We start from the raw sequence: 24,205 nt of genomic DNA on the forward strand, positions 1-24,205 counted from the left end.
TTCCTTCTTCCAATCGATAGAAATTCTAAAACCCCCTCTTTTCTTGACAAAGAGGACTTCATATACTATCTGGTAAACCTGTTTTATCCATATATCCTATTTTTAGGATCGAATAAAAATCACAGAAAAAAGTGGCCACCATGGATGCGTCGAAATCGCAAAATCGTGGAAACCACTTTTTCAGTACTTATGGACTCGTTTCACATTGCATCGATTCGTGCAAACAGAGTAAAAGGTTTTAAAACAGCATTAGATGGTATTTTACCAACTTACACGTTTGTTATCCTTGGGCAAGTTGAATGCTTGTACCTATGGTAGAGGATGAATGCTGAACCGAGCGATTCCTCCCGTAGAACTGTGATAAAAATGACTAATAAAACGAACAGTATACTGACCAGATGCCCCCATTGGAACGTTTCTTTCCATGTGAACAATGTCATAAGTAAAAAATGCTTTTTACCATTTTTTCAACCTTCTTACACTTTTTATAGAACTTTTGACATTGGACTTTCTTCACCTAAAATTGTACCTCCACTTCCATTCCTTTTCGCCGCCAATTTATGTCGGAACACCGCCATTTTTTGGCGGAGTATCAACACGAAATGGCAGGGGATTGTAAATCAAATCACAATATAATTGTTGCCTCCACTAAAATAAAAAATAAGCACCCTCCCTACGTATGTAGAGAAGGGCCAAATTAGAGGTTATGTTCCACGCTTTTAGACTTCTTCAAAAAAGAAATGAAGTCTCGATTTTGCTATTTCATATACTTCATTGCGATCTCTCGGTCCGATCGCATTAATCTGCAACGTATATAGCACATTTTAAATGTGGTTTTAACACCGAAATCGTATCTGTCACGCTCCAACAAGAAATTTATTTTTGTTTACTCCGATATTGTCTGAAATTGTTGTTCGGCCAGTTCTCTGTAGAGCGGATGGGTTTGCAGCAATTCGTTATGTGTTCCGACGCCAGTGATGGTCCCATTCTCTAATACAACGATTTGGTCTGCGTTGACAACGGTTGAGAGCCGATGAGCAATGACAAGTGTTGTTCTTCCTTCCATTAGCCGCTGCAAGGCCTTTTGAACAAGAACTTCCGATGAGCTGTCTAGGTTTGAGGTTGCTTCGTCAAGGAGAAGAATTTTTGGATTGCGTATAAGAGCGCGGGCAATGGCAATTCTCTGTCGCTGTCCACCTGATAATTTGATCCCCCGTTCCCCAACTTCAGTCAAATATCCTTTTGGAAGCCGCTCGATAAATTCCGCTGCATTTGCCAGTTTGGCTGCTCGTTCTATTTCTTCATCGGTAACGTCTCTATTTAGTCCATAACAAATATTGTCGCGTATCGTTCCTGACATCATTGGACTTTCTTGAGAAACATAACCGATTTGACTGCGCCACGAATACAAGTCAAAATCTTCAATATTGGTTTCCCCTAGCAATATTTCTCCTTCATCTGGTGTGTAAAATCGTTCTAACAAAGCAAACAATGTCGTTTTTCCGGCGCCGCTCGGACCAACAATAGCCGTTGTTTTCCCTGAAGGAATAGTGAGCGTTACTTGTTTGAGGACAGGCTCTCCCTTTTTATAAGAAAAGGAAACATTGCGAAAATGGATGTCTTGCTTATGGTTTGGCACCGCAGGCAAACTGCCGCTTGGTTCTCTCTCTAAGGATAAAATGCGCTGGATTCGCTCTGTTGCGCCCATCGCTTTTTGAAATGAAGTGAAAAATGCAGCCATCTGACTAAACGGAACAACAATTTGAACCATGTAAATAATGATGGCGACAAGCGAGCCGGACGAAAGTGTGCCTGAGGCAACACGGACGCCGCCATAACCGATTAAAACGACTAAAACGAGCATCATCACAAATGTCATAAACGGGGGGAAATGACAGCTTGGATTCTCGCTTCTTTCAGCCCAAATTGAAACAAATGAAAAATCCCTAGTTCCCCGTTTTTTTGCTCCTCTTTCTCCGCGCAATAAGCTTTAACAAGACGAATATCGGATAACACTCTGCCAAGATTGGCTGAAAAACTGGCCATTTCATCTTGGGTAGCTTTTGAAATTTTGTACATTTTTTGCCCAAGCGGCCAGAGAATCAGGATGGAAACTGGGACAGCCGTCACCATCATAAGGGTCATTTTCCAGTCGATAATAAGGAGAATGCTAACAGCCCCTCCGACCGAGATCAATCCAGTCAGAAACGTAACTAAATGTTGGGTGATTAGCATTTTTACCGTGTTGGTATCTTGAGTAATTCGGCTCATCGTTTCTCCAGATTGGTGATTGTCGAAAAAAGAAATAGGCAATAATAAAACTTGATTCCAAAGCTTTTTACGAATCGCCGCAACCACATATTCCCCAATATAAGTGAGGAAGTAGTAAGAAAAGCCGGAAGTGATCGTTTGCGCAATAAATGAAGCAGCAAGTAAAATAATGATGGATGGTTCTATCGCAGATGCAGCAATCTGGTCAACAAGAGATTTAGTAAACCATGGGACAATGAGCCCAACCCCTGTCTCAATCAAACTAAGAATAACAGCAGTAACAAAAATCCATTTTGGCGGATTCGTGCTCTTGATTAACTCCCAGAAAGTTTTCCAATTGTCTATCGACATATCACGATTCTTCTTCACTCAAATCTACTCCTTAAAGGAAAAACCTAAAAACTTCAGTGCCACAATCTTTTGCAATGTAATGATCTCATCTTCACTGTAAAATCGGCGTCCAGAACTCGATACATGCGACGGCTTCAAAATCCCTATTTCATCATAATAGTGAAGAGTTCGTATTGTTTGGCCTGTTTTTTTCGCAAACTCACCGATTGGATACACCTTCTTCATATTTCTCCCCCCCTTCTGACACTATCATAAAACTTCACGTAACGTGAGAATCAATAAAAAATGTTTAAATTCAAGGAACCGCGCCAGCACAAAAAACCCTCCCTGCCTGCGCAGAGAGGGTTTTTCATTAAAACATTTCTGATACTGTTTTTGCTTGCATATGAAGAATTAAGTAGTCAGGACCGCCCGCTTTCGAGTCGGTGCCGGACATGTTGAAGCCGCCGAACGGTTGGTATCCGACGATGGCGCCTGTGCAGCCGCGGTTGAAGTAAAGGTTGCCGACATGGAATTCTTCGCGCGCTTTTTCAAGGTTGGCGCGATTGCGGGAGATGACGGCGCCAGTTAAGCCGTATTCGGTGTTGTTGGCAATTTCAAGCGCATGATCGAAATCTTTCGCTTTCGTAAACGCGACAACTGGACCAAAAATTTCTTCTTGCATGATGCGTGCGTTCGGATCGACATCAGCAAATACGGTTGGTTGAATGAAAAAGCCTTTGGAATCGTCCCCTTCGCCGCCTGTCATGAGACGTCCTTCTTTTTTGCCGATTTCGATATATTCCATAATTTTGTTGTATGCTGATTGGTCGATGACTGGACCCATAAATGTGCTTTGTTCCGCTGGATCGCCGACTTTTAATTGCTTTGTCAACTCCACAACGCGATTTAATACTTGATCATACACATCTTCGACGATAATGGCGCGCGAACAAGCCGAACATTTTTGGCCGGAGAAACCAAACGCTGATGCGACAATCGATTGTGCCGCTAATTCTAAATCCGCTTCTTTGTCGACAACAATACCATCTTTACCGCCCATTTCGGCGATAACGCGTTTGAGCCAAATTTGGCCTGGATGCACTTTCGCCGCACGTTCATAAATGCGGATGCCGACATCGCGGGAACCAGTAAAGCTAATAAAGCGAGTGCGCGGATGGTCTACTAAGTAATCGCCAACTTCCGCACCGCTTCCTGGAATGTAGTTTAATACTCCCGCAGGAAGCCCTGCTTCTTCCAATACTTCTGCGAATTTGTAAGCAGCTACTGGGGTAGCGCTCGCTGGCTTGAGCAGTACCGTATTGCCGGTAACAAGCGATGCGACGGTCGTACCAGCCATAATCGCAAACGGGAAGTTCCACGGCGAAATGACAACGCCGACGCCAAGCGGAATATAGAAGAAACGGTTTGTTTCACCTGGACGGCTTTCTACTGGAATGCCGTCTTTTAATTTCAACATTTGGCGAGCGTAATATTCCATAAAGTCAATCGCTTCCGCCGTATCCGCATCCGCTTCTTTCCACGGCTTTCCTGCTTCTTTTACCATCAACGCCGAAAATTCATGTTTGCGGCGGCGCACAATCGCAGCAGCACGGAACAAAATATCTGCACGCGCCTCCGGTTTTGTTTTGCTCCACCATTTAAACGCTTCATCGGCAACTTTCATCGCTTTTTCCGCAAGTTCTTTATTCGCTTTCGACACACGGCCGATTACTTCTGTCTTATTCGCAGGGTTAATTGAAACGATTTTCTCGTCGGTTGTAACCCGTTCACCGCCAATAATTAAAGGATAGTCTTTGCCAAGTTCCGCCTCGACTTTTTTCAACGCCTCTTCAAACGCTTTTCGATTCGCTTCTACGGTAAAGTCTGTAAGTGGTTCATGCTTATAAGGTTGTACCATCAATGATTTTCCCCCTTTGGTCAGATTACGAAAAAAGCGTTTACAGCCTACATCTATCATTCTAACGGATAAAGAAACGTTATTCAATTTTTTGTAAAAGCAAAAAAATTATTGGTAAATATGAACAAAAGGTTGATCTGCCTTCGCTTGACGAATAATAATGCTTTCCGGTCCACCTACAGAAGAAATATAGACGTTTACATTAATATAATTTGGAAACTTTTCCATGACCAAGCCTGTAACATATTGGGTAAATCCTATCACTTCCGCTTTTCCGTAAAACGGCATCGAGATGTTAATCGTCAGCTGTTGCAGTTGATCATTACGGTATAGCGCTTTTCCGACAACTCCTGTGTAATTTGGGAAAAATTCCTCAATATCCGATTTAAAATTGTTAAACTTTAACCAGTCATCCCGATGGTTTTTTTGCGCTTCATCAGATGGAAATAAATAGTACTCTTCATGAATGGCTTTCCATTCGTCAATCGTATCGCTTCCTTCATCCACATGCGCAACAGCGAAAAAGTTGCCTGGAATAACCGAAGATTTTGGCGCTTGTTTGAACAGTGCGATCGTAATCGGAACATCTTTCAACTCTTTGATATGGCGAAGGCGGGAAAGAACTTCAGCGGCAATTCGTTTTCCTTGCTTTTCAATAACATCATCTTTGATTTTTACCTCGCGCGGATAGCCTTGTTCCGTTTCGTAGTAATGAACGGAATTTAATGCTAATCCAATGGCTACTCCGCCTAATTGTACTTCATTGTCTTTCGTTTTGACTAAATAATCATGCTCCAAAATGCTTGCTAAATAAATCGGGCTTTTTTTATTTTTTTCTTCATTCGTTCCGCTGTCGCTAATAGGTGGATTTAAGCCGACGTTTTCGGAAGGCTTCATCTTTTCTCTTTTTAGCTGACTAGGAGTCCGTTCTCTTTTCAGCCAACGTTTCACCGTTTTTTTATCTAAGTATTGCCCTTCTTGGAATAAATATTCTTCTGGAGAAAAGCGGTCTTGTGCTATACGCATAAGCCCTGTTTCAAATTCATCCACATCCAAACGAGTATTTAAATCTTCTACTATTTCTCCCCGTGCTCCTGATACTTTAAACGGCAGCACAATACGGTAATAAGAATCGGAAATGTTGTATTTTGGAATCACTGCTTTTTGCTCCTTATTGTCTTTCTCCTGTACTACCTCTTCCTCATCAAATTTTGGAGCGCAGGAAGAAAGGAAAAGAAGAAGTGCAGTGAATATGATCATCTGTTTCTTCATTTTTCCACACCTACTTATTTTGTTCAATTTCTTGAAGAAATCTCGCTTCATCCCAAATCTCGATGTTAAGCTGCTGTGCTTTCGCAAGCTTCGAGCCTGCATCTGCTCCGGCAATGACTAAATCTGTATTTTTGCTTACACTGCCAGTGACTTTGCCGCCAAGCTGTTCAATTTTTTCTTTTGCTTCATTACGCGACAATGATTCAAGTTTTCCTGTTAATACAACTGTTTTTCCTGCAAAATATGAATGAACATCGCCAGGTTTTGGCGTTTTCGGGCCCTTGTATTCCATGTTGACACCGTAAGCACGCAGTTCGTTTAGAAGTTCTTTTACTTCCGGTTTCGCAAAATACGTGACAATCGAATCGGCCATTTTTTCACCAATCTCGTGAATTGCCATTAATTCTTCTTTTGTCGCTGTTTGCAGACGGTCCATTGTTTCAAAATGTTCCGCTAACACTTTAGCAGCTTTTGCACCAACATGGCGAATGCCGAGACCGAAGAGAAGACGTTCTAGCGAATTTTGTTTGGACGCTTCAATGGCATGGAGTAAATTGGTTGCCGATTTTTCCCCCATACGTTCTAAAGGGATGAGCTGCTCCTTCGTCAATCGATAAATATCCGCAACATCATGAATGAGTCCTTCACGGAATAGCTGGGAAATGACCTTTTCGCCAAGTCCCTCGATGTTCATCGCTTGACGTGATACGAAGTGAATTAATCCTTCGCGAATTTGCGCTGGACATTTCGGGTTAATACACCGTAGCGCTACTTCACCATCTAAACGAACTAGTTCACTTGCGCATTCCGGGCAATGGGTTGGCATGACAAACGGCAATTCTTCTCCCGTCCGCCGGTCTGGCACGACATTCACTACTTCTGGAATAATATCCCCCGCTTTTTTGATGATGACCGAATCACCAATGCGGATATCTTTCTGGCGAATAAAATCCTCATTATGAAGGGTGGCGCGTTGTACTATTGTACCTGCTACACGTACCGGCTCTAAAATCGCTGTCGGAGTAACGACACCTGTGCGTCCGACGCTTAATTCGATGCCAATCAGTTTCGTTACCACTTCCTCAGCTGGGAATTTATAAGCAATGGCCCAACGTGGACTTTTCGCGGTCGCACCTAGTTGTTCTTGCTGCTCAAATGAATCCACCTTCACTACAATCCCATCGATTTCATAAGGTAGATGCGAGCGTTTTTCATGCCATTCATTCACAAATTGGATGACTTCATCGATATTAGCACAACGGCGGCGTTCCGGATTTGTTTTAAACCCAAGCTGCTGCAAATAATCGAGCGCCGCGCTATGAGAATCAATTCCTAATTCTTCCGCGTTGGCAAGGCCGTATACAAATAAATCCAGGTGACGCGATGCCGCGATTTTTGGATCCAGCTGACGCAAAGAACCTGCGGCGGCGTTGCGCGGATTAGCAAACAGCTCTTCCCCGCGATTGCGTCTCTGTTCGTTCAATCGCTCAAACGATGCTTTCGGCATGTAGGCTTCGCCGCGCGCTTCTAATGTCACGGGTTCGTTCAGACGAAGCGGCAAGGAACGAATCGTTTTTAAGTTTTCCGTAATATCTTCGCCGGTCACCCCGTCGCCGCGCGTTGCTCCTTGGACAAAATATCCGTCTTCGTAGCGGACGGAAACAGCCAGCCCATCGATTTTCAGCTCGCACACATAGGCGACATCATCGCCGACTTCTTGACGCACGCGGCGGTCAAAATCGCGCAAATCATCTTCGTTAAACGCGTTCGCAAGGCTTAGCATCGGCGTGCGATGTTCCACTTTTTGAAACGCATCTAACGCCTGCCCGCCCACGCGTTGCGACGGAGAATCTTTCGTTTTTAAATCCGGATATTGTTCTTCTAATGCGATGAGCTCTTGCATCAGCCGATCATATTCCGCATCCGGTACAGACGGACGGTCCAGAACATAGTATTCATAATTGTATTTATTTAAAAGCTCTCGAAGCTCTTCGATTCGTTTCATCGCAGCTTGTCGGTCCATTTTCGGTTTCTCCTTTCTTACACCTTTGTAATCGGAGCAAATTTCGCAAGCAGCCGTTTAATTCCAATCGGGCTTGGGAACGCGATGTCAAGCTCTTTATCATCTCCTTCTCCGCGAACGCTGACAACGGTGCCGATTCCCCATTTTTTATGTTCGACTTTATCTCCAACTTTCCAAGGGATCGCTTCTCCGCCAGTAGAAGAGGCGATTGCGATTTTACGGACAGTCGTTTGTTTTCCCGCCGCGGCCGATGTCCATGACGTTCGTTTGTTTACTCGTTCCACTAGCTCTTCTGGAATTTCGCGAATAAAACGGGATACCGGATTTATATTTGTATATCCAAACAATGTCCGCATTTGCGCGCTCGTTAAAAACAGCTCTTCTTCCGCGCGGGTGATCCCCACGTAAGCGAGGCGACGTTCTTCTTCCATCTCATCTTCATCGTCAAGTGAACGGCTATGAGGAAAAATCCCTTCTTCCATCCCGATTAAAAAGACAACCGGAAATTCCAGCCCTTTTGCCGAATGGAGCGTCATTAACACTACCGCATCCTGGTCTTCACCGTTCATTTCATTTAGCTGGTCAATGTCAGAAATTAATGCCAAGTCTGTTAAAAACGCAATTAATGACTTATCTTCGCTTACATTTTCAAAATGTTTCGTTACCGATAAAAACTCATCGATGTTTTCTAATCGGCTTTGCGCCTCCAACGTTTTTTCCGCTTTCAGCATCTCTCGATAACCAGACTTGTCCAACACTTCTTCGACTAGTTCTGTGACAGAAACATATTCTTGCAGCTGCGCCCATTGTTCGAGCTGACGTCGAAATTCGATCAATGAAGCAGCGGTGCGGGCAGAAAGTCCGATATGTTCCAGTTCACCGAGCGCTTCAAATACCGATAATCCGTTTTCGGAAGCATAGCTTACGATTTTATCGATCGAGGAAACACCGATACCGCGTTTCGGCACATTAATGATGCGCAGCAAACTAATATCATCATTCGGGTTTGCAATCACCCGCAAATATGCCAAAACATCTTTAATTTCTTTACGGTCATAGAACTTCAAACCGCCGACAATTTTGTAAGGAATGTTCGACTTCAAAAGCACTTCTTCCATGACCCGCGATTGCGCATTTGTGCGATATAAAATGGCAAAATCAGAATATCGTCGTTTTCCGCTGTCCACATATTCTTTTATTTTACCAGCGACAAATTGCGCTTCATCCGATTCGTTCATCGCTTCGTAATAGACGATTTTTTGTCCTTCCGGATTTTCCGTCCATAGTTTTTTCGGCTTACGGTTCACGTTGTGTTCAATGACTTCGTTTGCCGCTTGCAAAATCCGCTTGGTGGAGCGATAGTTTTGCTCAAGCAAGATGACTTTCGCGTTCGGATAATCTTTTTCAAACGATAAAATGTTTTGAATATCGGCTCCGCGCCAGCGATAAATCGACTGATCCGCATCACCGACAACACATATGTTTTTAAAACGCGACGCAAGCATTTTGACAAGCACATATTGCGCCCGGTTTGTATCTTGATACTCGTCAATATGAATGTATTGAAATTTATATTGATAATGTTCCAACACTTCCGGCACACGCTCAAACAATTGAATGGTTGTCATAATTAAGTCGTCAAAATCGAGCGCATGGTTGCGCAAAAGCCGCTTCTGATATTCTTCGTATACGTCGCTGACGATTTTTTCATAGTAGCTGCTCACCTTTTTCGCGAATTTTTCAGGGGTGAGCAATTCATTTTTCGCATTGCTGATCGTGCCGAGTATCGCGCGTGGATCAAATTTTTTCGGATCGATGTTTTTTTCTTTTAAAATATTTTTTAAAACAGAGAGTTGGTCGGTCGTATCTAAAATGGAAAAATTGCGGTCAATGCCGATGCGATCAATATCGCGGCGCAAAATGCGGACACACATGGAGTGAAACGTGGAAATCCAAATTTCCTCGGCTGCTCCGCCAAGAAGCCCCTGCACGCGCTCCTTCATTTCACGCGCCGCCTTATTTGTAAATGTAATCGCTAAAATATTCCACGGTGCGACGCGTTTTTCCGCCATTAGATAAGCGATCCGATGCGTCAATACACGCGTTTTCCCGCTCCCCGCCCCCGCCATAATGAGAAGCGGCCCTTCCGTCGTCTTTACCGCTGCTTGTTGCTGCTCATTTAAGTTAGCGAGTAATTTTTCCGACAAAAAATTCACATTGATCACCACCAGAAAACATATGTTCTATTTTACATTACTTTTTCCGTATCGACAAATTTACTGTTTCACTGCTTTTACGGTCGCAAGCGCCTTTTTTATATCTTCGTAAATGACATTGCCTACGACGATCGTGTCAGCGTATTGTGCCATTTCTTTTGCCTGTTTTTCCGTTTCGATTCCTCCGCCGTAAAACAATTGAGTTTGTTTTAACACTTGTTTTACGCGCTGCACTAGCTCAGGATTTCCGTACGAACCGCTATATTCTAAATAAAAAATTGGAAACCGATACATATGCTCCGCTATGCGCGCATACGCAACAACATCATCTTCTTGAAGTTCCGTATTCGCATCCGTAAGCATTGCTGCTTTGCAATTTTTATGTAAGATGCAATACCCTTCCATAAAAATTTCATCCCAGTTCATCATGTCGCCAAATTGTTTTACCGCTTCATGATGCAAATCGATAATCCATTTCTTTTCGCGGCTGTTTAATACCATTGGGACAAAATAAAAATCAAATCCCGGTGTCACTGACTCAAGATTTGATATTTCCAGGACACACGGAACGGAAAAACGGCGGATTCGCGCCAAAAGCTCCAGAACGTTTTCCAATGTGACACCGTCCGTTCCGCCGACAATGACTGCATCCGTCCCTGATTCACAAATGCGCTCAAGCTGTTCATCACTAATTTCTTTGTTTGGGTCTAACTTAAACACATGACGCCATTGGCGAATATCGTACATATAGAAAAACCTCCATTGATTTATCCATTTTTTCATTATAACAAATCGGCAAAAAGAAAAGGAGTTCCTTTTCTTTGGAAGGAATCTCCTTGCTTACTTCTGCTGTGCGTTATTTGCTTCTTCGGAATGTTGTTTCTCTTCTTCTTTAATGCGGTCTAACGCCATTGCATAAGCGTCGTTTCCATAGTTTAAACAACGTTTCACACGTGAAATCGTCGCGGTGCTCGCTCCTGTTTCCGTTTCGATTTTATGATACGTATATCCTTCGCGAAGCATACGCGCTACTTCCAGGCGCTGCGCTAGCGATTGAATTTCATTGACCGTGCATAAATCGTCAAAAAAGCGGTAGCACTCCTCTAAGTCACGCAGGGAAAGAATCGCTTTAAACAGCTGGTCCACTTCCCTGCCGCGTAATTTATCGATTTGCATAACCTTTCCTCCTTTACCATTTTACTATGTTTAAGTCCGGAACGACATTGATCCACGTTTTGCCTGGCATAAAGCCGGCCGGTGCTCCGTTTTCATATGGCAAAATGCGCCCGTTCACATTTTTCCATTCGATTTGCTTGACGATTCCGTTTTGAAATAAATATCCGCTTCCGCCAGAAGCTAGATCAATGCTGCGTCGCCCCGATGAATCGATAACATTATGCTTCGCCGCAATAACCAATACGTTTTGAATTTGGATAGGGTCATGCGTATCATAATCGATTGTTTGTTCGCCCGCACTATAGCGGAAATAGCTTTTTTGATCCGGCACATATTTGTACTGCACTTGAGCATAGCCACGGTGAGAATAAATAATGTCGATTTTGTCCGCCTGTTCTCCTTTCGGGGCATCGACGCGGAACGGAAGCGGGTCTATATGATCTTGAAGCAAATATCCTTTCTCAGCCGCTCCCTTTTCAATATTGGCAAACGTGATATATGAATTATGCGGCGCTGTTCGAAAGGAAACACGCTTAAACAACGTTCCGTCGTAAAACAAACCGTTTAAATAATCGGTTGTCCCTGATTCCAGCATCGCTTTTGCCTCTGGACTCCAACCGTGGCAAACGTAAAGCGCATGATAACCATTGCTTAGCTCGATATAGTAGTCGCGCGCACTGCGCACAGGACCTACTTTTTTCGGAAATTCGCTTTGATATAACGCTAAAAGCCGTGTAATATCCCCTTCAGCGAGCACCTCATAAACGATATCTGCCTTTTGCAGTCCTGACTGCGGCCGCGCTTTTGGATGATTGTTCACCATTACCGCAATAACGCGATGGTTCACCGCCCCTTCCGCTGGCAGCCCGGTTAGCGGAAACACTTGCTGTGTGGAAATGTTCTGGTGTTTTGGTGTTTCTACGGGTGCCGGTTTCGGCTGAGGTGCTTTTACTTCATGCATACAACCGCCCATGAAAAGGCACAGTGCACTAAATAAAATAAGCCAACGTTTTCTCAACAGCCACACAACCTTTTTCTTTTCTATTTTAACGCATTATCGGCGGAAAGAGTACTGTTTTGTTCATTACATCATAAATTCCCCGTTGTGTAATACGCACATACGGCAAATGTGTCGATTGTAAAAAGAATAGCGAATAAATTGGGTCCACAAAACGATATCCACGCTGTTTTAATAATTCAACGAACTTTTTCTCCTCATCGATCAGCTGTTCTACGCTTTGCTCCGACATCATGCCATGGAGAGATAGCGGAATTTCGTGAATGATTTCTCCATTTTCCACTAACACAATTCCGCCGCCGATTTCACTCATTCGTTGGAAAGCAAGAAACATATCCTGCTTGCTTTTTCCGATTAAAATAATATCCCCTGTAGTCGAATAGGAGCTAACAAGTCCGTGAACACCAACAGCAAATCCTTTCAATATCGTATTGACACGCCATTTTCCATGACGATCCATCAGTACTAAAAAGCTTTCATCATGATCGGTGGACAGCTCGTCACGAGAAGTATCGATCGAAATAGAATATGGCTTCATAATCACCGCGTTTTCCATATACATTCCCATCGGCATTGAAAATTGCAAATCATCCATTGTTAAATGCCAGGATAAGCGAAGCGGCTCTATTCTATAGTCGTTCCATGAGATCGATGGCCATGTAATCGAGTCCCCTCCCTCTCTCTTTACCCATTGTCCTTTCGCAAGCACTTGCACAGGGGTTGGATCTTCTTTCGCACGCAAAAAGTTAATGTTTGCTATTCTTCCTGTCGCAATGCTGCCGTGAAGGTGCTCTATTCCGTAATGGCGAGCGACGTTCACCGTAGCCATATTGTATGCGTCAATAACAGGAATACCATGCTCCAACGCAATGCGAATCAAGCGGTCCATGACTCCTTCTTCATAAAACGATGGCGGCGATCCGTCCGTCGTGAGAATCAACTTATCATACTGATGAATGCCAAGTTCCTTTATTTCTTTTAGAAGTGTCGGTAAATCTGGTCGAATGGACGAATGGCGTAATGACACGGTATATCCGTGCAAAAGCCGCATATATACTTCTTTGCCTGTCATCGCTTCATGATCGCTATCAGCACCAAGAAGCATCATTTTTGTAAGCGTTTTCTCCGAAGCGCCAGGAAAATGCCCTTCAATTTTTCGTCTTAACCGCTTTGCTTCTTGAATCCAATGAAGTATCAGATCATCCCCAGCAAGCAGCTTCGGCCAGCCTGTTAGCTCGCCACCTTGCAATACCGTTTCCTGTTCCAGCCACCGCTTTACTCTGGCGTTGGATAACTGTTCTTCTTCTCTCTCCAGCTCCGTCTGTCCATCCAATCGACACCACCAGTACATCGATGACGGAAGCGTATTCATTTTCTTTAAAAAAGAAAATGCTTGATCATCTGATAAGTGCAACATAAAGAATAAATTATCGTTAATCAATGTTGTCGTTCCATATTTCGATGCATAGTGGGCAAACGAATGGGGATTATATAATTGAAATGGATGTGCATGTGGTTCAATATAGCCAGGAACTAATATATAACCGCTGCAATCGATGATTTCACATTGATCATCGACCTGATCGGGAAACCGTTCCCCGACATACACAATTCGATCATTATATATCCAAATATTTCCTTTTAACCATTCACGAAAATACGAATGTAAATAAGTCGCGTTCGTTAACACTTTTGTCGGTGATTTTTTTCCATCAATAATCGCAACATGTTCACGCAATTCGTAACTTTTCCAACGATAACGTTGTTCGCTCATCTATATCTCGTCCCCTTTTTTCCTAATCATGCCATGTAATCATTTTACCGCATTAAAGTCATTTTCACAATGAAAAAGGAGGGAAAAATGGAGATGGCTAATATCGGTATCGTCAATGCACTCATTCGTATTACTTTTGGTTTGACCATGCTTGCATGGGCAACGGCAAAAATGACAAGACGGCCTTGGTGTGCTTCTTATCTTATTGTAGCGGTGCTTGCCGCAATGAAAGTAGGAGAAGGGATTACACGTTTTTGTCCAATGACTGCTTTATTTGAAAATAATCGCCGCGAGCAAGCGATACGTATAAAAGATGAAACGACGTTCAATCCTACTTAAAAAAGAGACTGGCGCTTGATGACGCCAGTCTTTCCGAAGGAGTGTCCGAAATGTTACTCGAATATATAACAGATATGTCATTTGTACTTGCAGCTCTCATCGGCGGCATTATTGCTCTTGCATTTGTGTACGTGCGGAAAAAGCGCGTTCGATAGCTTTATTTCCAATGTCGCGGCGATAAAACAGCTGATCGCATGTAATATAGGAAATTTGCTCATATACCGTTTGTTGTGCTTGCTTTAGCGTCTTCCCTTTCGCCGCAACAAGCAGCACGCGTCCTCCGTTTGTGCATAACGCGCCGTTTTCCATCATCGTGCCCGCGTGGAACAACAGTGTATTTTCTCCTAACTGTTCCCATCCTTTAATAACCGCTCCGCGTTCATATTTTCCCGGATAACCTTTCGCTGCTAAGACAACGCCAATCACCGCTTCTTCTGACCATGTAAGCTCTATTTCGCGGTCCGCAAGCAAGTCCAAAATCACTTGGATCAAATCGTTTTGTAAACGCGGCAAAACGACTTGCGCTTCCGGATCGCCAAAGCGCGCGTTAAACTCGATGACTTTTGGTCCTTGTTTCGTTGCCATTAGTCCAGCGTACAGCACGCCGGTAAACGGCCTGCCTTCCGCGGCCATCGCTTTCGCCATCGGCTCGATAATTTGTGAAAGCGCTGCATCGATGGTTTGCGCTGAAATTTGCGGTACAGGAGAGTATGCCCCCATTCCGCCTGTATTTGGTCCTTGATCATTGTCATATGCCCGCTTATGATCTTGGGCAATTACCATCGGATAAACGCGCTCTCCATGGACAAACGCCATGAACGAAAATTCTTCGCCTTCCAAATATTCTTCAATTACTACTTGCTTACTCGCTTCACCGAATCGTTTTTCAACCATCATCGCGCTTAGCGCCTCGATTGCTTCTGGTAGCGTCATAGCAACAATAACCCCTTTTCCTGCCGCTAATCCGTCCGCTTTAATGACAATCGGCGCTCCTTTTTTCTCGACATACGCTTTTGCTTCTTCATACGAAGTGAAAGTTGCATGTTCCGCCGTTGGAATGCCGTACTTTTTCATCATCTCTTTCGCGAACGCCTTGCTTCCTTCGATCAATGCCGCTTCTTTGCGTGGCCCGAAAATGCGCAACCCTTCCTCCACAAAACGGTCGACAATACCGGCAAGCAACGGGGCTTCCGGACCGACGATAGTAAGATCGATACCCTCTTGTTTCGCAAACTGAACAAGCGCTTCGACATCTTGCTCATCAATCGAAACGAGCTCGGCGACTTGAGCGATCCCCGGATTGCCTGGGGCGGCATATAACTTACTTACGAGCGGGCTTTGCGCGGCTTTCCAGGCAATCGCATGCTCCCTGCCGCCGCGTCCGATAATAAGCACTTTCATGTTATTCCCTCCAACTTAATGTTTAAAATGGCGGATTCCTGTAAAGACCATGGCAATTCCGTATTCATCTGCTTTTTTGATCGAATCTGCGTCGCGAATCGAGCCGCCTGGCTGGATGATTGCTGTGATTCCTGCTTTCGCTGCCGCCTCCACCGTATCATCCATTGGGAAAAACGCGTCAGAGGCAAGCACGGCTCCTTTTGCTTTTTCCCCTGCTTGTTCAATCGCAATTTTCGCCGCGCCGACGCGATTCATTTGACCGGCACCAACGCCGATGGTCATTCCGTCTTTTGCAAGCACGATCGCGTTCGATTTCACATGTTTCACCACTTTCCATGCAAACCGCAACGCTTCCCATTCTTGTTCCGTCGGCTCGCGTTTCGTTACAACTTTAATCTCCGCGTCATCGAGCGTATGCGTATCCGTTTCTTGAACAAGCAATCCGCCTTGTACGGAAACAAGCAGCTTCTCTTTCGTGTTTGGCGCCGTGAAATCAACGGTAAGAAGGCGAATGTTTTTCTTTTGTGTTAAAATATCGAGCGCTTCTTTGCTAAACGATGGGGCAATCACGATTTCTAAAAAGATTTCATGCATTTTTTCGGCGGTTTCTTTATCGACCTCGCGGTTTAAAGCGATAATGCCGCCAAAAATCGAGGTTGGATCCGCTTCGTACGCTTTGGTGAACGCTTCATAAATCGTTGCACCAACGCCGACACCGCACGGATTCATATGCTTCACTGCCACCGCGGCTGGTTCAGTAAATTCTTTTACAATTTGCAATGCCGCATTTGCATCGTTAATGTTGTTATACGACAATTCTTTTCCATGCAGCTGCATTGCTTGGGCAATCGAGAAAGATGCGCCTAACGGTTTTTTGTAAAACGCCGCAGTTTGGTGAGGGTTTTCCCCATAACGCAACGCTTGTTTTTTCTCGAAAGTGATCGTCAATGATTCCGGATACTCTTCTCCAGTTTTATTCGTTAAGTACTCCGCAATCATCGCATCGTACGCAGCCGTATGGCGAAATACTTTTGCCGCAAGCTTTAATTTCGTTTCTGCCGAGACATCTCCGTGTTCTTTTAGTTCTTGCACTACCGTATCATAGTCGGCCGGGTCAACGACAACCGTCACATATTGATGGTTTTTCGCCGCCGCCCGCAGCATCGTCGGACCGCCAATATCAATATTTTCGATCGCTTCGGCAAACGTCACGTCGCTTTTGGCGATCGTTTGTTGAAACGGATACAAATTGACGACAACAAGGTCAATTGGGGTAATGTGATGCTCGCGAAGCTCGCTTTGATGGCGCTCATTGTCGCGAATCGCAAGAAGTCCTCCGTGAATCATCGGATGCAATGTTTTGACGCGTCCATCTAAAATTTCCGGAAATCCGGTAACATCGGAAATCCCTACGACAGGAACTCCCGCTTCTTCTAACGTTTTTTTCGTTCCACCTGTTGAAATAATTTCTACACCGAGTTCCACTAACTGTTTCGCCAATGATACGATTCCTTCTTTGTTCGACACACTTAATAATGCCCGTTTTACTGCCATTATTCTCGATCCTTTCCATCATGTTCGAGTAATGTTTTTAATACAGCTGGATATAGCTCATGTTCCACTTCATGAATGCGCTCCTCTAGCTGTGCTAGCGATTCTCCTTCGTGAATGGCAATCGCGCGTTGAGCAATGATTGGTCCTGTATCCATTCCTTCATCAACATAATGGATCGTCACACCAGTTATTTTTACTCCTGCGCGGTACGCCTGCCCAATCGCGTCTTTTCCCGGGAACGCCGGCAACAGCGAAGGATGAATATTGACGATTTTCCCTTCATATGCATCAAGCAATGTTGGACCAATGAGCCGCATATAACCGGCAAGAGCGATAAATTCGATCTCGTGTTTTCGCAACTCAGCTAAAATCGCTTGTTCAAATTCGGCTTTTGAGTCGTAATCTTTCGGAGAAAAAACGAACGTAGGGATTCGCTCCCGCTCCGCCCGTTCGATCACTTTCGCTCCCGGCTTGTCGCATACTAATAACGCTACTCTTGCTGGCACAATTCCGTTTTTCACCGCGTCGACAATCGCTTGAAAATTCGTTCCGCTGCCGGAAGCAAATATGGCGATATTTTTCATGACATCGCCCCTCCGGCAAACGAAACGCCTTCTCCTTGTTTCACGCGGCCGATTAAATACGCTTTCTCACCAAGCTCTTCTAAGCGTGCGATCACTGGATGAATCATTTCACTCTCTACCGCCAGCACCATGCCAATACCCATATTAAAAATCGAAAACATATCACGGCGAAGAAGGTTTCCTTTTTCTTGCAGCAAGTCAAAAATCGGCGGAATCGGCCACGAACCGTAATCAATTTCCGCACCTAATCCTTTCGGAAGCATACGTGGAATGTTTTCTATAAAACCGCCGCCAGTAATATGCGCCATTCCTTTGATTTCAAATTGTTTCATCACGTTAAGCAACGGTTTTACATAAATGCGCGTCGGTTTTAATAGTTCTTCTCCTAATGGAACACTAAGCGGTTCATAGACGCGATCAAGCGCAAGTTTCGCCTGTTCGAAAACGATGCGGCGAACGAGCGAATAGCCGTTGCTATGAATGCCGTTTGATGCAAGCCCGATGAGGGCGTCTCCCGCTTGAATGGCGCTGCCGGTAACAAGCTTCGACTTTTCGGCAATACCGACCGCAAAGCCGGCAACATCATATTCATTTTCGTCATACATTCCCGGCATTTCCGCCGTTTCTCCCCCAATAAGAGCGCAGCCGGCCTCGACGCAGCCGTCCGCGATTCCTTTGACAATTTGCGCGATTTTTTCCGGTATTGCTTTGCCGCACGCGATATAGTCAAGGAAAAAGAGCGGCTCTGCTCCTTGCACAACGATATCATTGACACACATTGCCACACAATCGATTCCAATCGTATCATGGCAGTCCATCATAAACGCGATTTTTAGTTTTGTCCCCACTCCGTCCGTCCCGGAAACAAGCACCGGTTCGCGATAGCCGAGTGAAGATAAATCGAACATCCCGCCAAAACCGCCTAATCCGCCGAGCACTTCAGGACGCATTGTTTTTTGCACATGCTGCTTTATCAAGGAGACCGCCTTATACCCTGCTTCAATATCCACACCCGCTTGTTTATATGCTTCTGCCACGTCGAGTCCCCCTTTTTTACTTTGTTGCCATAAACAGCGACCGCGCTTTATGAATATCTGTCGGATAGTTTCCGGTAAAACATGCCATACATTGCCCGCGTAATGGTAGATGAGGAGGGCGCCCAATCGCTTCTAACAGCCCTTCCTGACTTAAAAACGCCAAGGAATCTGCTCCGATGATTTGGCGGATTTCTTCTACCGTATGATTAGACGCAATCAATTCCTCTTTTGTGGATGTATCAATCCCGTAAAAACAAGGATGAGTGATCGGCGGCGAGCTGATGCGGACATGCACTTCCGTCGCTCCTGCTTCACGAAGCATCGCAACAATGCGTTTGCTTGTCGTGCCGCGCACGATCGAATCATCGACCATGACGACGCGTTTTCCCGCGACAACGCCGCGCACCGGGGAAAGTTTCATTTTTACTCCTTGTTCGCGAAGTGACTGGGACGGCTGAATAAATGTACGTCCGACATATCGGTTTTTAATGAGCCCAAGCTCATACGGAATACCCGTGGCTTCCGCGTAACCAATCGCAACGGAAATGCTTGAATCCGGCACGCCAGTGACAATGTCCGCTTCCACCGGAGCTTCAAGCGCCAGGCGTTTCCCCAGATTTTTTCTTGCCGTATGAATGTTGATGCCATCGACATTGCTGTCTGGACGAGCAAAATAAATGTATTCCATGCTGCAAATCGAACGTGATTGCGCTTGTGCAAATCGTTCAGAGCTCATTCCTTCCGCGCTGATGATGATTAGCTCTCCCGGTTCCACTTCCCGTTCATATGTCGCGCCAACGACATCAAACGCGCACGTTTCGGAAGCGACAACATATGCATTGCCAAGCCGTCCGATGGAAAGCGGGCGAAACCCATGCGGGTCAAGCGCCACATACAACGCTGTTTCCGTCAATAGCAGGAAAGCGAACGCCCCTTCGACATATGTGAGCGCTTCTTTAATTCGCTCTTTGAATGTCGGCGCATGGCTGCGGCGAATGAGATGAGCAAACACTTCCGTATCCGATGTCGTTTGGAAAATGCTACCTTGCTCCTCCAGCTGAAGCTTTAAGTCCATCGCGTTGACAAGATTGCCGTTATGTGCAAGCGCAATGCTTCCGGTTTGCGAACGGAACAGAAGCGGCTGAACGTTTTCATAGCCGCCTCCTCCCGCGGTTGAATAACGAACATGACCGATGGCGGCCGATCCTTTTAGCGCTTGAAGCTCTCCGTTGCTGAACACTTCGGTAACAAGCCCTAATCCTTTATGTCCTTGCAACATTTTTTGATGGGCGACAACAATTCCCGCTCCTTCTTGACCACGATGCTGAAGACTATGCAAACCGTAATATGTTATTTGCGCCGCATTTTCGTGTCCCCAAATGCCGAAAATACCACACTCTTCGTTCAAGCCTTTGATTTCAGCAAGCATGGAATAGCCCCTTTCCAAACGCTTTTCATTTGCTCGACTGAAAGCTGAATGACAACTTCTCCGCTCGCCCGCTCAACAAGAAGCTTGCCATCGTTTGTTACTTCGCCAATAAGCTCCGCTTCCACAAGCTGTTCAAACTTTTCTTGATTTTCTTTTTTCACGGAAACGATGAAACGAGATTGCGTTTCACTAAATAATTGAGCCGTTATATCCCCATCCACTGTTACTTTCGCGCCAAGGCCGTTTGTGCTCATCACGCATTCCGCCAGCGCGACCGCAAAACCGCCTTCTGCGATATCGTGCGCGGATGCAACGACTCCTGCTTGAATCGCCGTCAGCAATTCTTGCTGCCGCTTTGCTTCCGTTGCTAAATCAATTTCCGGTGCTTTTCCAAAAATACGGCCTTCTAGCAATTTTTGCAGTTCGCTTCCGCCGAACTCCTGCTTCGCTTCCCCAATCACATAAATGAGATCGCCTGCTTGTTGAAACGCTTGTGTAGTAATATGACGAATGTCCTCCACGAGTCCAACCATGCCGATAACAGGTGTCGGATAAATGGCTTCTCCATTTGTTTCGTTATATAAAGAAACGTTTCCACTAATGACTGGAGTTCCTAACACTCGGCAAGCTTCGCTCATTCCGTCAACGGCTTTTTCTAGCTGCCAAAAAATTTCCGGTTTCTCTGGATTGCCGAAATTTAAGCAGTCCGTAATCGCCAGCGGTTTCGCTCCTGAACAGACAACGTTTCGCGCCGCTTCCGCCACAGCGATTTTTCCGCCCGTTTCTGGATCTAAATAAATGTAGCGCGAGTTGCAATCGGTCGTCATCGCCAGCGCCTTGTTCGTGCCGCGGATGCGCAAGACCGCAGCGTCCGATCCTGGGGCAACGACCGTATTCGTCCGCACCATGTAATCATATTGTTGATACACCCATTCTTTGCTTGCAATCGTTGGCTGGGCTAATAACGAAAGCAGCGTTTCTTCATAGTTGGAGACAGCCGGAACATACGGTTCCATCGCTTGAAATTCGCGATAATATGCTGGTTCTTTCGACGGTTTATGGTATACTGGCGCATCTTTGGCTAAGGCGTCGACCGGGATTTCAGCGACCACTTCCCCATGAAAATAAAGGCGGAGCATTTTGTCATCGGTCACTTTGCCAATCGCTTTCGCTTCAAGCCCATATTTTGCAAACAACTCATAAATTTCTTGCTCGCGTCCTTGTTTGACGACAAGCAGCATCCGTTCTTGCGATTCGGACAGCATCATTTCATACGGAGTCATGCCTGCCTCGCGCTGTGGAACAAGATCTAAGTTCATCTCGATGCCAAAACCGCCTTTGCTCGCCATTTCCGCCGAAGAACTCGTCAAGCCCGCCGCTCCCATATCTTGAATGCCAACAAGCGCATCGGATTTCACTACTTCCAAGCACGCTTCAAGCAATAATTTTTCCATAAACGGATCGCCGACTTGAACAGCCGGTCGTTTCGCTTCTGATTGCTCGGTCAATTCCTCGGAAGCGAACGTCGCTCCATGAATGCCGTCGCGTCCTGTTTTTGCTCCGACGTACATGACCGTATTCCCTACACCCGATGCGATTCCACGCTGGATGTCTTCATGACGGATGATGCCGACACACATAGCGTTAACGAGCGGATTTCCTTCATAAGCCGCATCAAATTGCACTTCGCCGCCAACGGTTGGAATGCCGACGCAATTGCCATACCCAGCGATTCCCGCAACGACATGCTCAAATAAATATTTTACGCGCGGAGAAGTCAATTCCCCGAACCGAAGCGAGTTTAACAAAGCGATAGGGCGCGCTCCCATCGAAAATACATCACGGATGATCCCGCCGACACCAGTCGCCGCTCCTTGATACGGTTCAATGGCGGACGGATGATTATGGCTTTCGATTTTAAACGCCACCGCCAGCCCATCTCCGATGTCAACGATGCCCGCTCCTTCCCCTGGACCTTGAAGCACATGTTTTCCTTCCGTCGGAAACTTTTTTAGTACAGGTTTAGAATTTTTATAGCTGCAATGTTCTGACCACATGACCGAGAAAATTCCCGTTTCTGTATAGTTTGGCAGACGTCCAAGAATTTTCTCGATCATCGCGAACTCTTCATCCGTTAATCCCATTTCCCGATACAGTTTTTCTTCTTTAATCATTGTTGGGGTTGGCTCAAGCAGTAACGACATGTGTTTCCCTCCAATATTTCACGATCGATTGAAACAATTTTAATCCGTCAGCGCTGCCAAGAAGCGAATCAACAGCTCGCTCCGGATGCGGCATCATTCCAAGTACGTTCCCTTTTTCATTGACAATTCCAGCGATGTCGTCCAAGCTCCCATTTGGGTTTTCCCCATGATAGCGAAAGACGATTTGCCGATTTTCGATCAGCCGCTTCAGTGTTTGCTCATCACAGTAATAATTGCCTTCACCGTGGGCGATTGGAATCGTAATCACTTCCCCTTGTTTGTAAGCGGACGTAAACATCGTTTCGTTATTTTCGACTCTTAATGAAACCGGACGGCAAATAAATTTCAAACTGTTATTGCGGCGCATCGCTCCTGGAAGCAGTCCTGCTTCTAGCAAAATTTGAAACCCGTTGCATACGCCTAGCACCGGCTTTCCTTCATCTGCCGCTTTTTTCACTGCTTTCATGACATTGGAAAAGCGGGCGATCGCTCCGGAGCGAAGATAATCTCCATAGGAAAATCCTCCCGGAAGCAAAATGGCGTCAAATCGATCAAGGTTTTCCGCATCATGCCATACATATTCCACTTCTTCTCCTAATTCATCGGCAATCGCATGATACATATCAACGTCACAGTTGGAACCAGGAAACACAATGACCGCGAATTTCACTGTACGACTACCTCCTCAATTTCATAGCGGTAGTCTTCAATCACTGTATTCGCTAGGAGCTTTTCACACATTTCACGAACAAGGACATCAATATCGCGCTCGCTTTTTTCGATGACAAGCTCCATAAATTTTCCGATTCGTACATCCTGCACTTCCTTATAAGACAAGCTATGGAGCGCTCCCTTCACCGCCGTTCCTTGCGGGTCTAGCACACTTTCTCGTAACGTAACATATATTTTTACTTTGTACACGCTGACTCTCCTCCTAATCGTTGTAAAATCGTTTCATAGGCATCCGTTAAGCTTCCTAAATCACGGCGAAATACGTCTTTATCGAGCTTTTCGTTCGTTTCCATATCCCACAAACGGCAAGTGTCTGGGGAAATTTCATCGGCAAGCAAAATCGCTCCTTCTGAATCAACTCCAAACTCTAATTTAAAATCAATTAATCTCACACGGCGGTCTGCGAAATGTTTCGTTAATACGTCATTCACTTTTAAAGCTAGTTCCTTCAAAACAGCAATTTGTTCTGAGGTAGCCAGCTTTAAAATCGCGATGTGATCTTCTAATAAGAGAGGATCACCGAGGTCATCGTTTTTGTAATAAAATTCAATGAGAGGCTTTTCCAAGCGGGTTCCTTCTGGGATGCCAAGCCGTTTTGCTAGACTCCCAGCAACAACATTGCGGACAACCACTTCTAGAGGAATAATCGTCACTTTCTTGACAAGCTGCTCCGTAGCAGATAATTTTTGAATAAAATGATTTGGAATTCCTGCTTCATAAAGCTTTGAAAATAATAAACTTGTAATTTCGTTATTAAGACGCCCTTTCCCCGCAATCGTCGCTTTCTTTTCCCCGTTAAACGCAGTGGCGCTATCTTTATACTCGACCCATAATACATTCGCATCATCAGTCATATACACTTTTTTCGCTTTTCCTTCATATAGCAATGCTAGCTTTTTGACCATCAAAAAGGCCCCCTAATCC

The 24,205-nt window shown here is 45.1% G+C and carries 19 protein-coding genes and 3 pseudogenes; 3 read left to right on the forward strand and 19 right to left on the reverse strand.

From position 1 onward, the window contains the following. Positions 1 to 132: 132 nt before the first annotated feature. Positions 133 to 318 (forward strand): annotated as a pseudogene (locus QSJ37_RS16925) (IS982 family transposase); the annotation flags it as partial. A 568-nt stretch (positions 319 to 886) separates the two neighbouring features. Here QSJ37_RS16925 and QSJ37_RS16930 read toward each other — a convergent pair. The 10 genes and pseudogenes from QSJ37_RS16930 to QSJ37_RS16975 all read right to left on the reverse strand — a co-directional run bounded on the left by QSJ37_RS16930 (position 887) and on the right by QSJ37_RS16975 (position 14,001). Continuing rightward, a pseudogene (locus QSJ37_RS16930) lies at positions 887 to 2,640 on the reverse strand (ABC transporter ATP-binding protein). 9 nt (positions 2,641 to 2,649) lie between these two features. After that, positions 2,650 to 2,847 (reverse strand): annotated as a pseudogene (locus QSJ37_RS16935) (MerR family transcriptional regulator); the annotation flags it as partial. Positions 2,848 to 2,974: 127 nt separating this feature from the next. Further along, positions 2,975 to 4,522, reverse strand: a complete 1,548-nt coding sequence (gene pruA, locus QSJ37_RS16940) for an L-glutamate gamma-semialdehyde dehydrogenase (protein ID WP_285756418.1) — start codon at positions 4,520 to 4,522, stop codon at positions 2,975 to 2,977. Between the two features lie 108 nt (positions 4,523 to 4,630). After that, positions 4,631 to 5,794 carry a CamS family sex pheromone protein gene (locus QSJ37_RS16945; protein ID WP_285756367.1) on the reverse strand — a complete coding sequence of 388 codons (1,164 nt, stop codon included), beginning with the start codon at positions 5,792 to 5,794 and terminating at the stop codon, positions 4,631 to 4,633. Positions 5,795 to 5,804: 10 nt separating this feature from the next. After that, positions 5,805 to 7,817, reverse strand: coding sequence for an NAD-dependent DNA ligase LigA (ligA, locus tag QSJ37_RS16950; RefSeq protein WP_285756369.1), 2,013 nt, complete (start codon positions 7,815 to 7,817; stop codon positions 5,805 to 5,807). Between the two features lie 17 nt (positions 7,818 to 7,834). Then, positions 7,835 to 10,033 carry a DNA helicase PcrA gene (gene pcrA / locus QSJ37_RS16955; protein ID WP_285756371.1) on the reverse strand — a complete coding sequence of 733 codons (2,199 nt, stop codon included), beginning with the start codon at positions 10,031 to 10,033 and terminating at the stop codon, positions 7,835 to 7,837. Between the two features lie 60 nt (positions 10,034 to 10,093). Further along, positions 10,094 to 10,780: a heptaprenylglyceryl phosphate synthase gene (gene pcrB / locus QSJ37_RS16960; protein WP_285756372.1), complete on the reverse strand. Its 687-nt coding sequence runs from the start codon at positions 10,778 to 10,780 to the stop codon at positions 10,094 to 10,096. Positions 10,781 to 10,873: 93 nt separating this feature from the next. Then, positions 10,874 to 11,209, reverse strand: coding sequence for a YerC/YecD family TrpR-related protein (locus QSJ37_RS16965; protein ID WP_062755932.1), 336 nt, complete (start codon positions 11,207 to 11,209; stop codon positions 10,874 to 10,876). Positions 11,210 to 11,222: 13 nt separating this feature from the next. Next, a complete protein-coding gene (locus QSJ37_RS16970) occupies positions 11,223 to 12,182 on the reverse strand; it encodes a DUF3048 domain-containing protein (protein WP_483313622.1) in 960 nt (319 codons plus the stop codon). 73 nt (positions 12,183 to 12,255) lie between these two features. Beyond that, entirely contained in the window at positions 12,256 to 14,001 is a 1,746-nt protein-coding gene (locus tag QSJ37_RS16975) for an adenine deaminase C-terminal domain-containing protein (protein ID WP_285756374.1), read from the reverse strand. A 93-nt stretch (positions 14,002 to 14,094) separates the two neighbouring features. Between QSJ37_RS16975 and QSJ37_RS16980 the strand changes: the two genes are divergently transcribed. Continuing rightward, positions 14,095 to 14,340, forward strand: coding sequence for a YgaP family membrane protein (locus tag QSJ37_RS16980; RefSeq protein WP_285756420.1), 246 nt, complete (start codon positions 14,095 to 14,097; stop codon positions 14,338 to 14,340). A gap of 50 nt (positions 14,341 to 14,390) precedes the next feature. Further along, positions 14,391 to 14,495 carry an EYxxD motif small membrane protein gene (locus tag QSJ37_RS18000; RefSeq protein WP_352177386.1) on the forward strand — a complete coding sequence of 35 codons (105 nt, stop codon included), beginning with the start codon at positions 14,391 to 14,393 and terminating at the stop codon, positions 14,493 to 14,495. Here the strand turns inward: QSJ37_RS18000 and purD are convergent. From purD to purC, 9 genes are read right to left on the reverse strand one after another with little or no spacing between them, the layout of a single operon-like run. After that, positions 14,449 to 15,741 carry a phosphoribosylamine--glycine ligase gene (purD, locus tag QSJ37_RS16985; RefSeq protein ID WP_285756376.1) on the reverse strand — a complete coding sequence of 431 codons (1,293 nt, stop codon included), beginning with the start codon at positions 15,739 to 15,741 and terminating at the stop codon, positions 14,449 to 14,451. The genes QSJ37_RS18000 and purD overlap by 47 nt on opposite strands. 15 nt (positions 15,742 to 15,756) lie before the next feature. Next, positions 15,757 to 17,295, reverse strand: coding sequence for a bifunctional phosphoribosylaminoimidazolecarboxamide formyltransferase/IMP cyclohydrolase (gene purH / locus QSJ37_RS16990; RefSeq protein WP_285756377.1), 1,539 nt, complete (start codon positions 17,293 to 17,295; stop codon positions 15,757 to 15,759). After that, complete coding sequence (gene purN / locus QSJ37_RS16995; protein WP_285756378.1) at positions 17,295 to 17,879, reverse strand: phosphoribosylglycinamide formyltransferase; 585 nt, start codon at positions 17,877 to 17,879, stop codon at positions 17,295 to 17,297. Before purN ends, purH begins: the two co-directional genes overlap by 1 nt. Beyond that, a complete protein-coding gene (gene purM, locus QSJ37_RS17000; protein ID WP_285756379.1) occupies positions 17,876 to 18,916 on the reverse strand; it encodes a phosphoribosylformylglycinamidine cyclo-ligase in 1,041 nt (346 codons plus the stop codon). Before purM ends, purN begins: the two co-directional genes overlap by 4 nt. Positions 18,917 to 18,932: 16 nt before the next feature. Beyond that, positions 18,933 to 20,345, reverse strand: coding sequence for an amidophosphoribosyltransferase (gene purF / locus QSJ37_RS17005; protein WP_285756380.1), 1,413 nt, complete (start codon positions 20,343 to 20,345; stop codon positions 18,933 to 18,935). After that, entirely contained in the window at positions 20,321 to 22,549 is a 2,229-nt protein-coding gene (gene purL, locus QSJ37_RS17010; RefSeq protein WP_285756381.1) for a phosphoribosylformylglycinamidine synthase subunit PurL, read from the reverse strand. Before purL ends, purF begins: the two co-directional genes overlap by 25 nt. Then, positions 22,533 to 23,219, reverse strand: coding sequence for a phosphoribosylformylglycinamidine synthase subunit PurQ (gene purQ / locus QSJ37_RS17015; protein WP_012749004.1), 687 nt, complete (start codon positions 23,217 to 23,219; stop codon positions 22,533 to 22,535). Before purQ ends, purL begins: the two co-directional genes overlap by 17 nt. Continuing rightward, the gene (gene purS / locus QSJ37_RS17020) at positions 23,216 to 23,470 is read right to left on the reverse strand and encodes a phosphoribosylformylglycinamidine synthase subunit PurS (protein ID WP_285756382.1); all 255 of its coding nucleotides are present in this window, start codon (positions 23,468 to 23,470) and stop codon (positions 23,216 to 23,218) included. The genes purQ and purS overlap by 4 nt, the downstream gene beginning before the upstream one ends. Continuing rightward, entirely contained in the window at positions 23,458 to 24,186 is a 729-nt protein-coding gene (gene purC, locus QSJ37_RS17025; protein ID WP_285756383.1) for a phosphoribosylaminoimidazolesuccinocarboxamide synthase, read from the reverse strand. The genes purS and purC overlap by 13 nt, the downstream gene beginning before the upstream one ends. Between the last annotated feature and the right edge of the window lie 19 nt (positions 24,187 to 24,205).

The organism is Parageobacillus sp. G301 (genome assembly GCF_030268025.1).
Classification (GTDB): Bacteria; Bacillota; Bacilli; order Bacillales; family Anoxybacillaceae; genus Parageobacillus_B; species Parageobacillus_B toebii.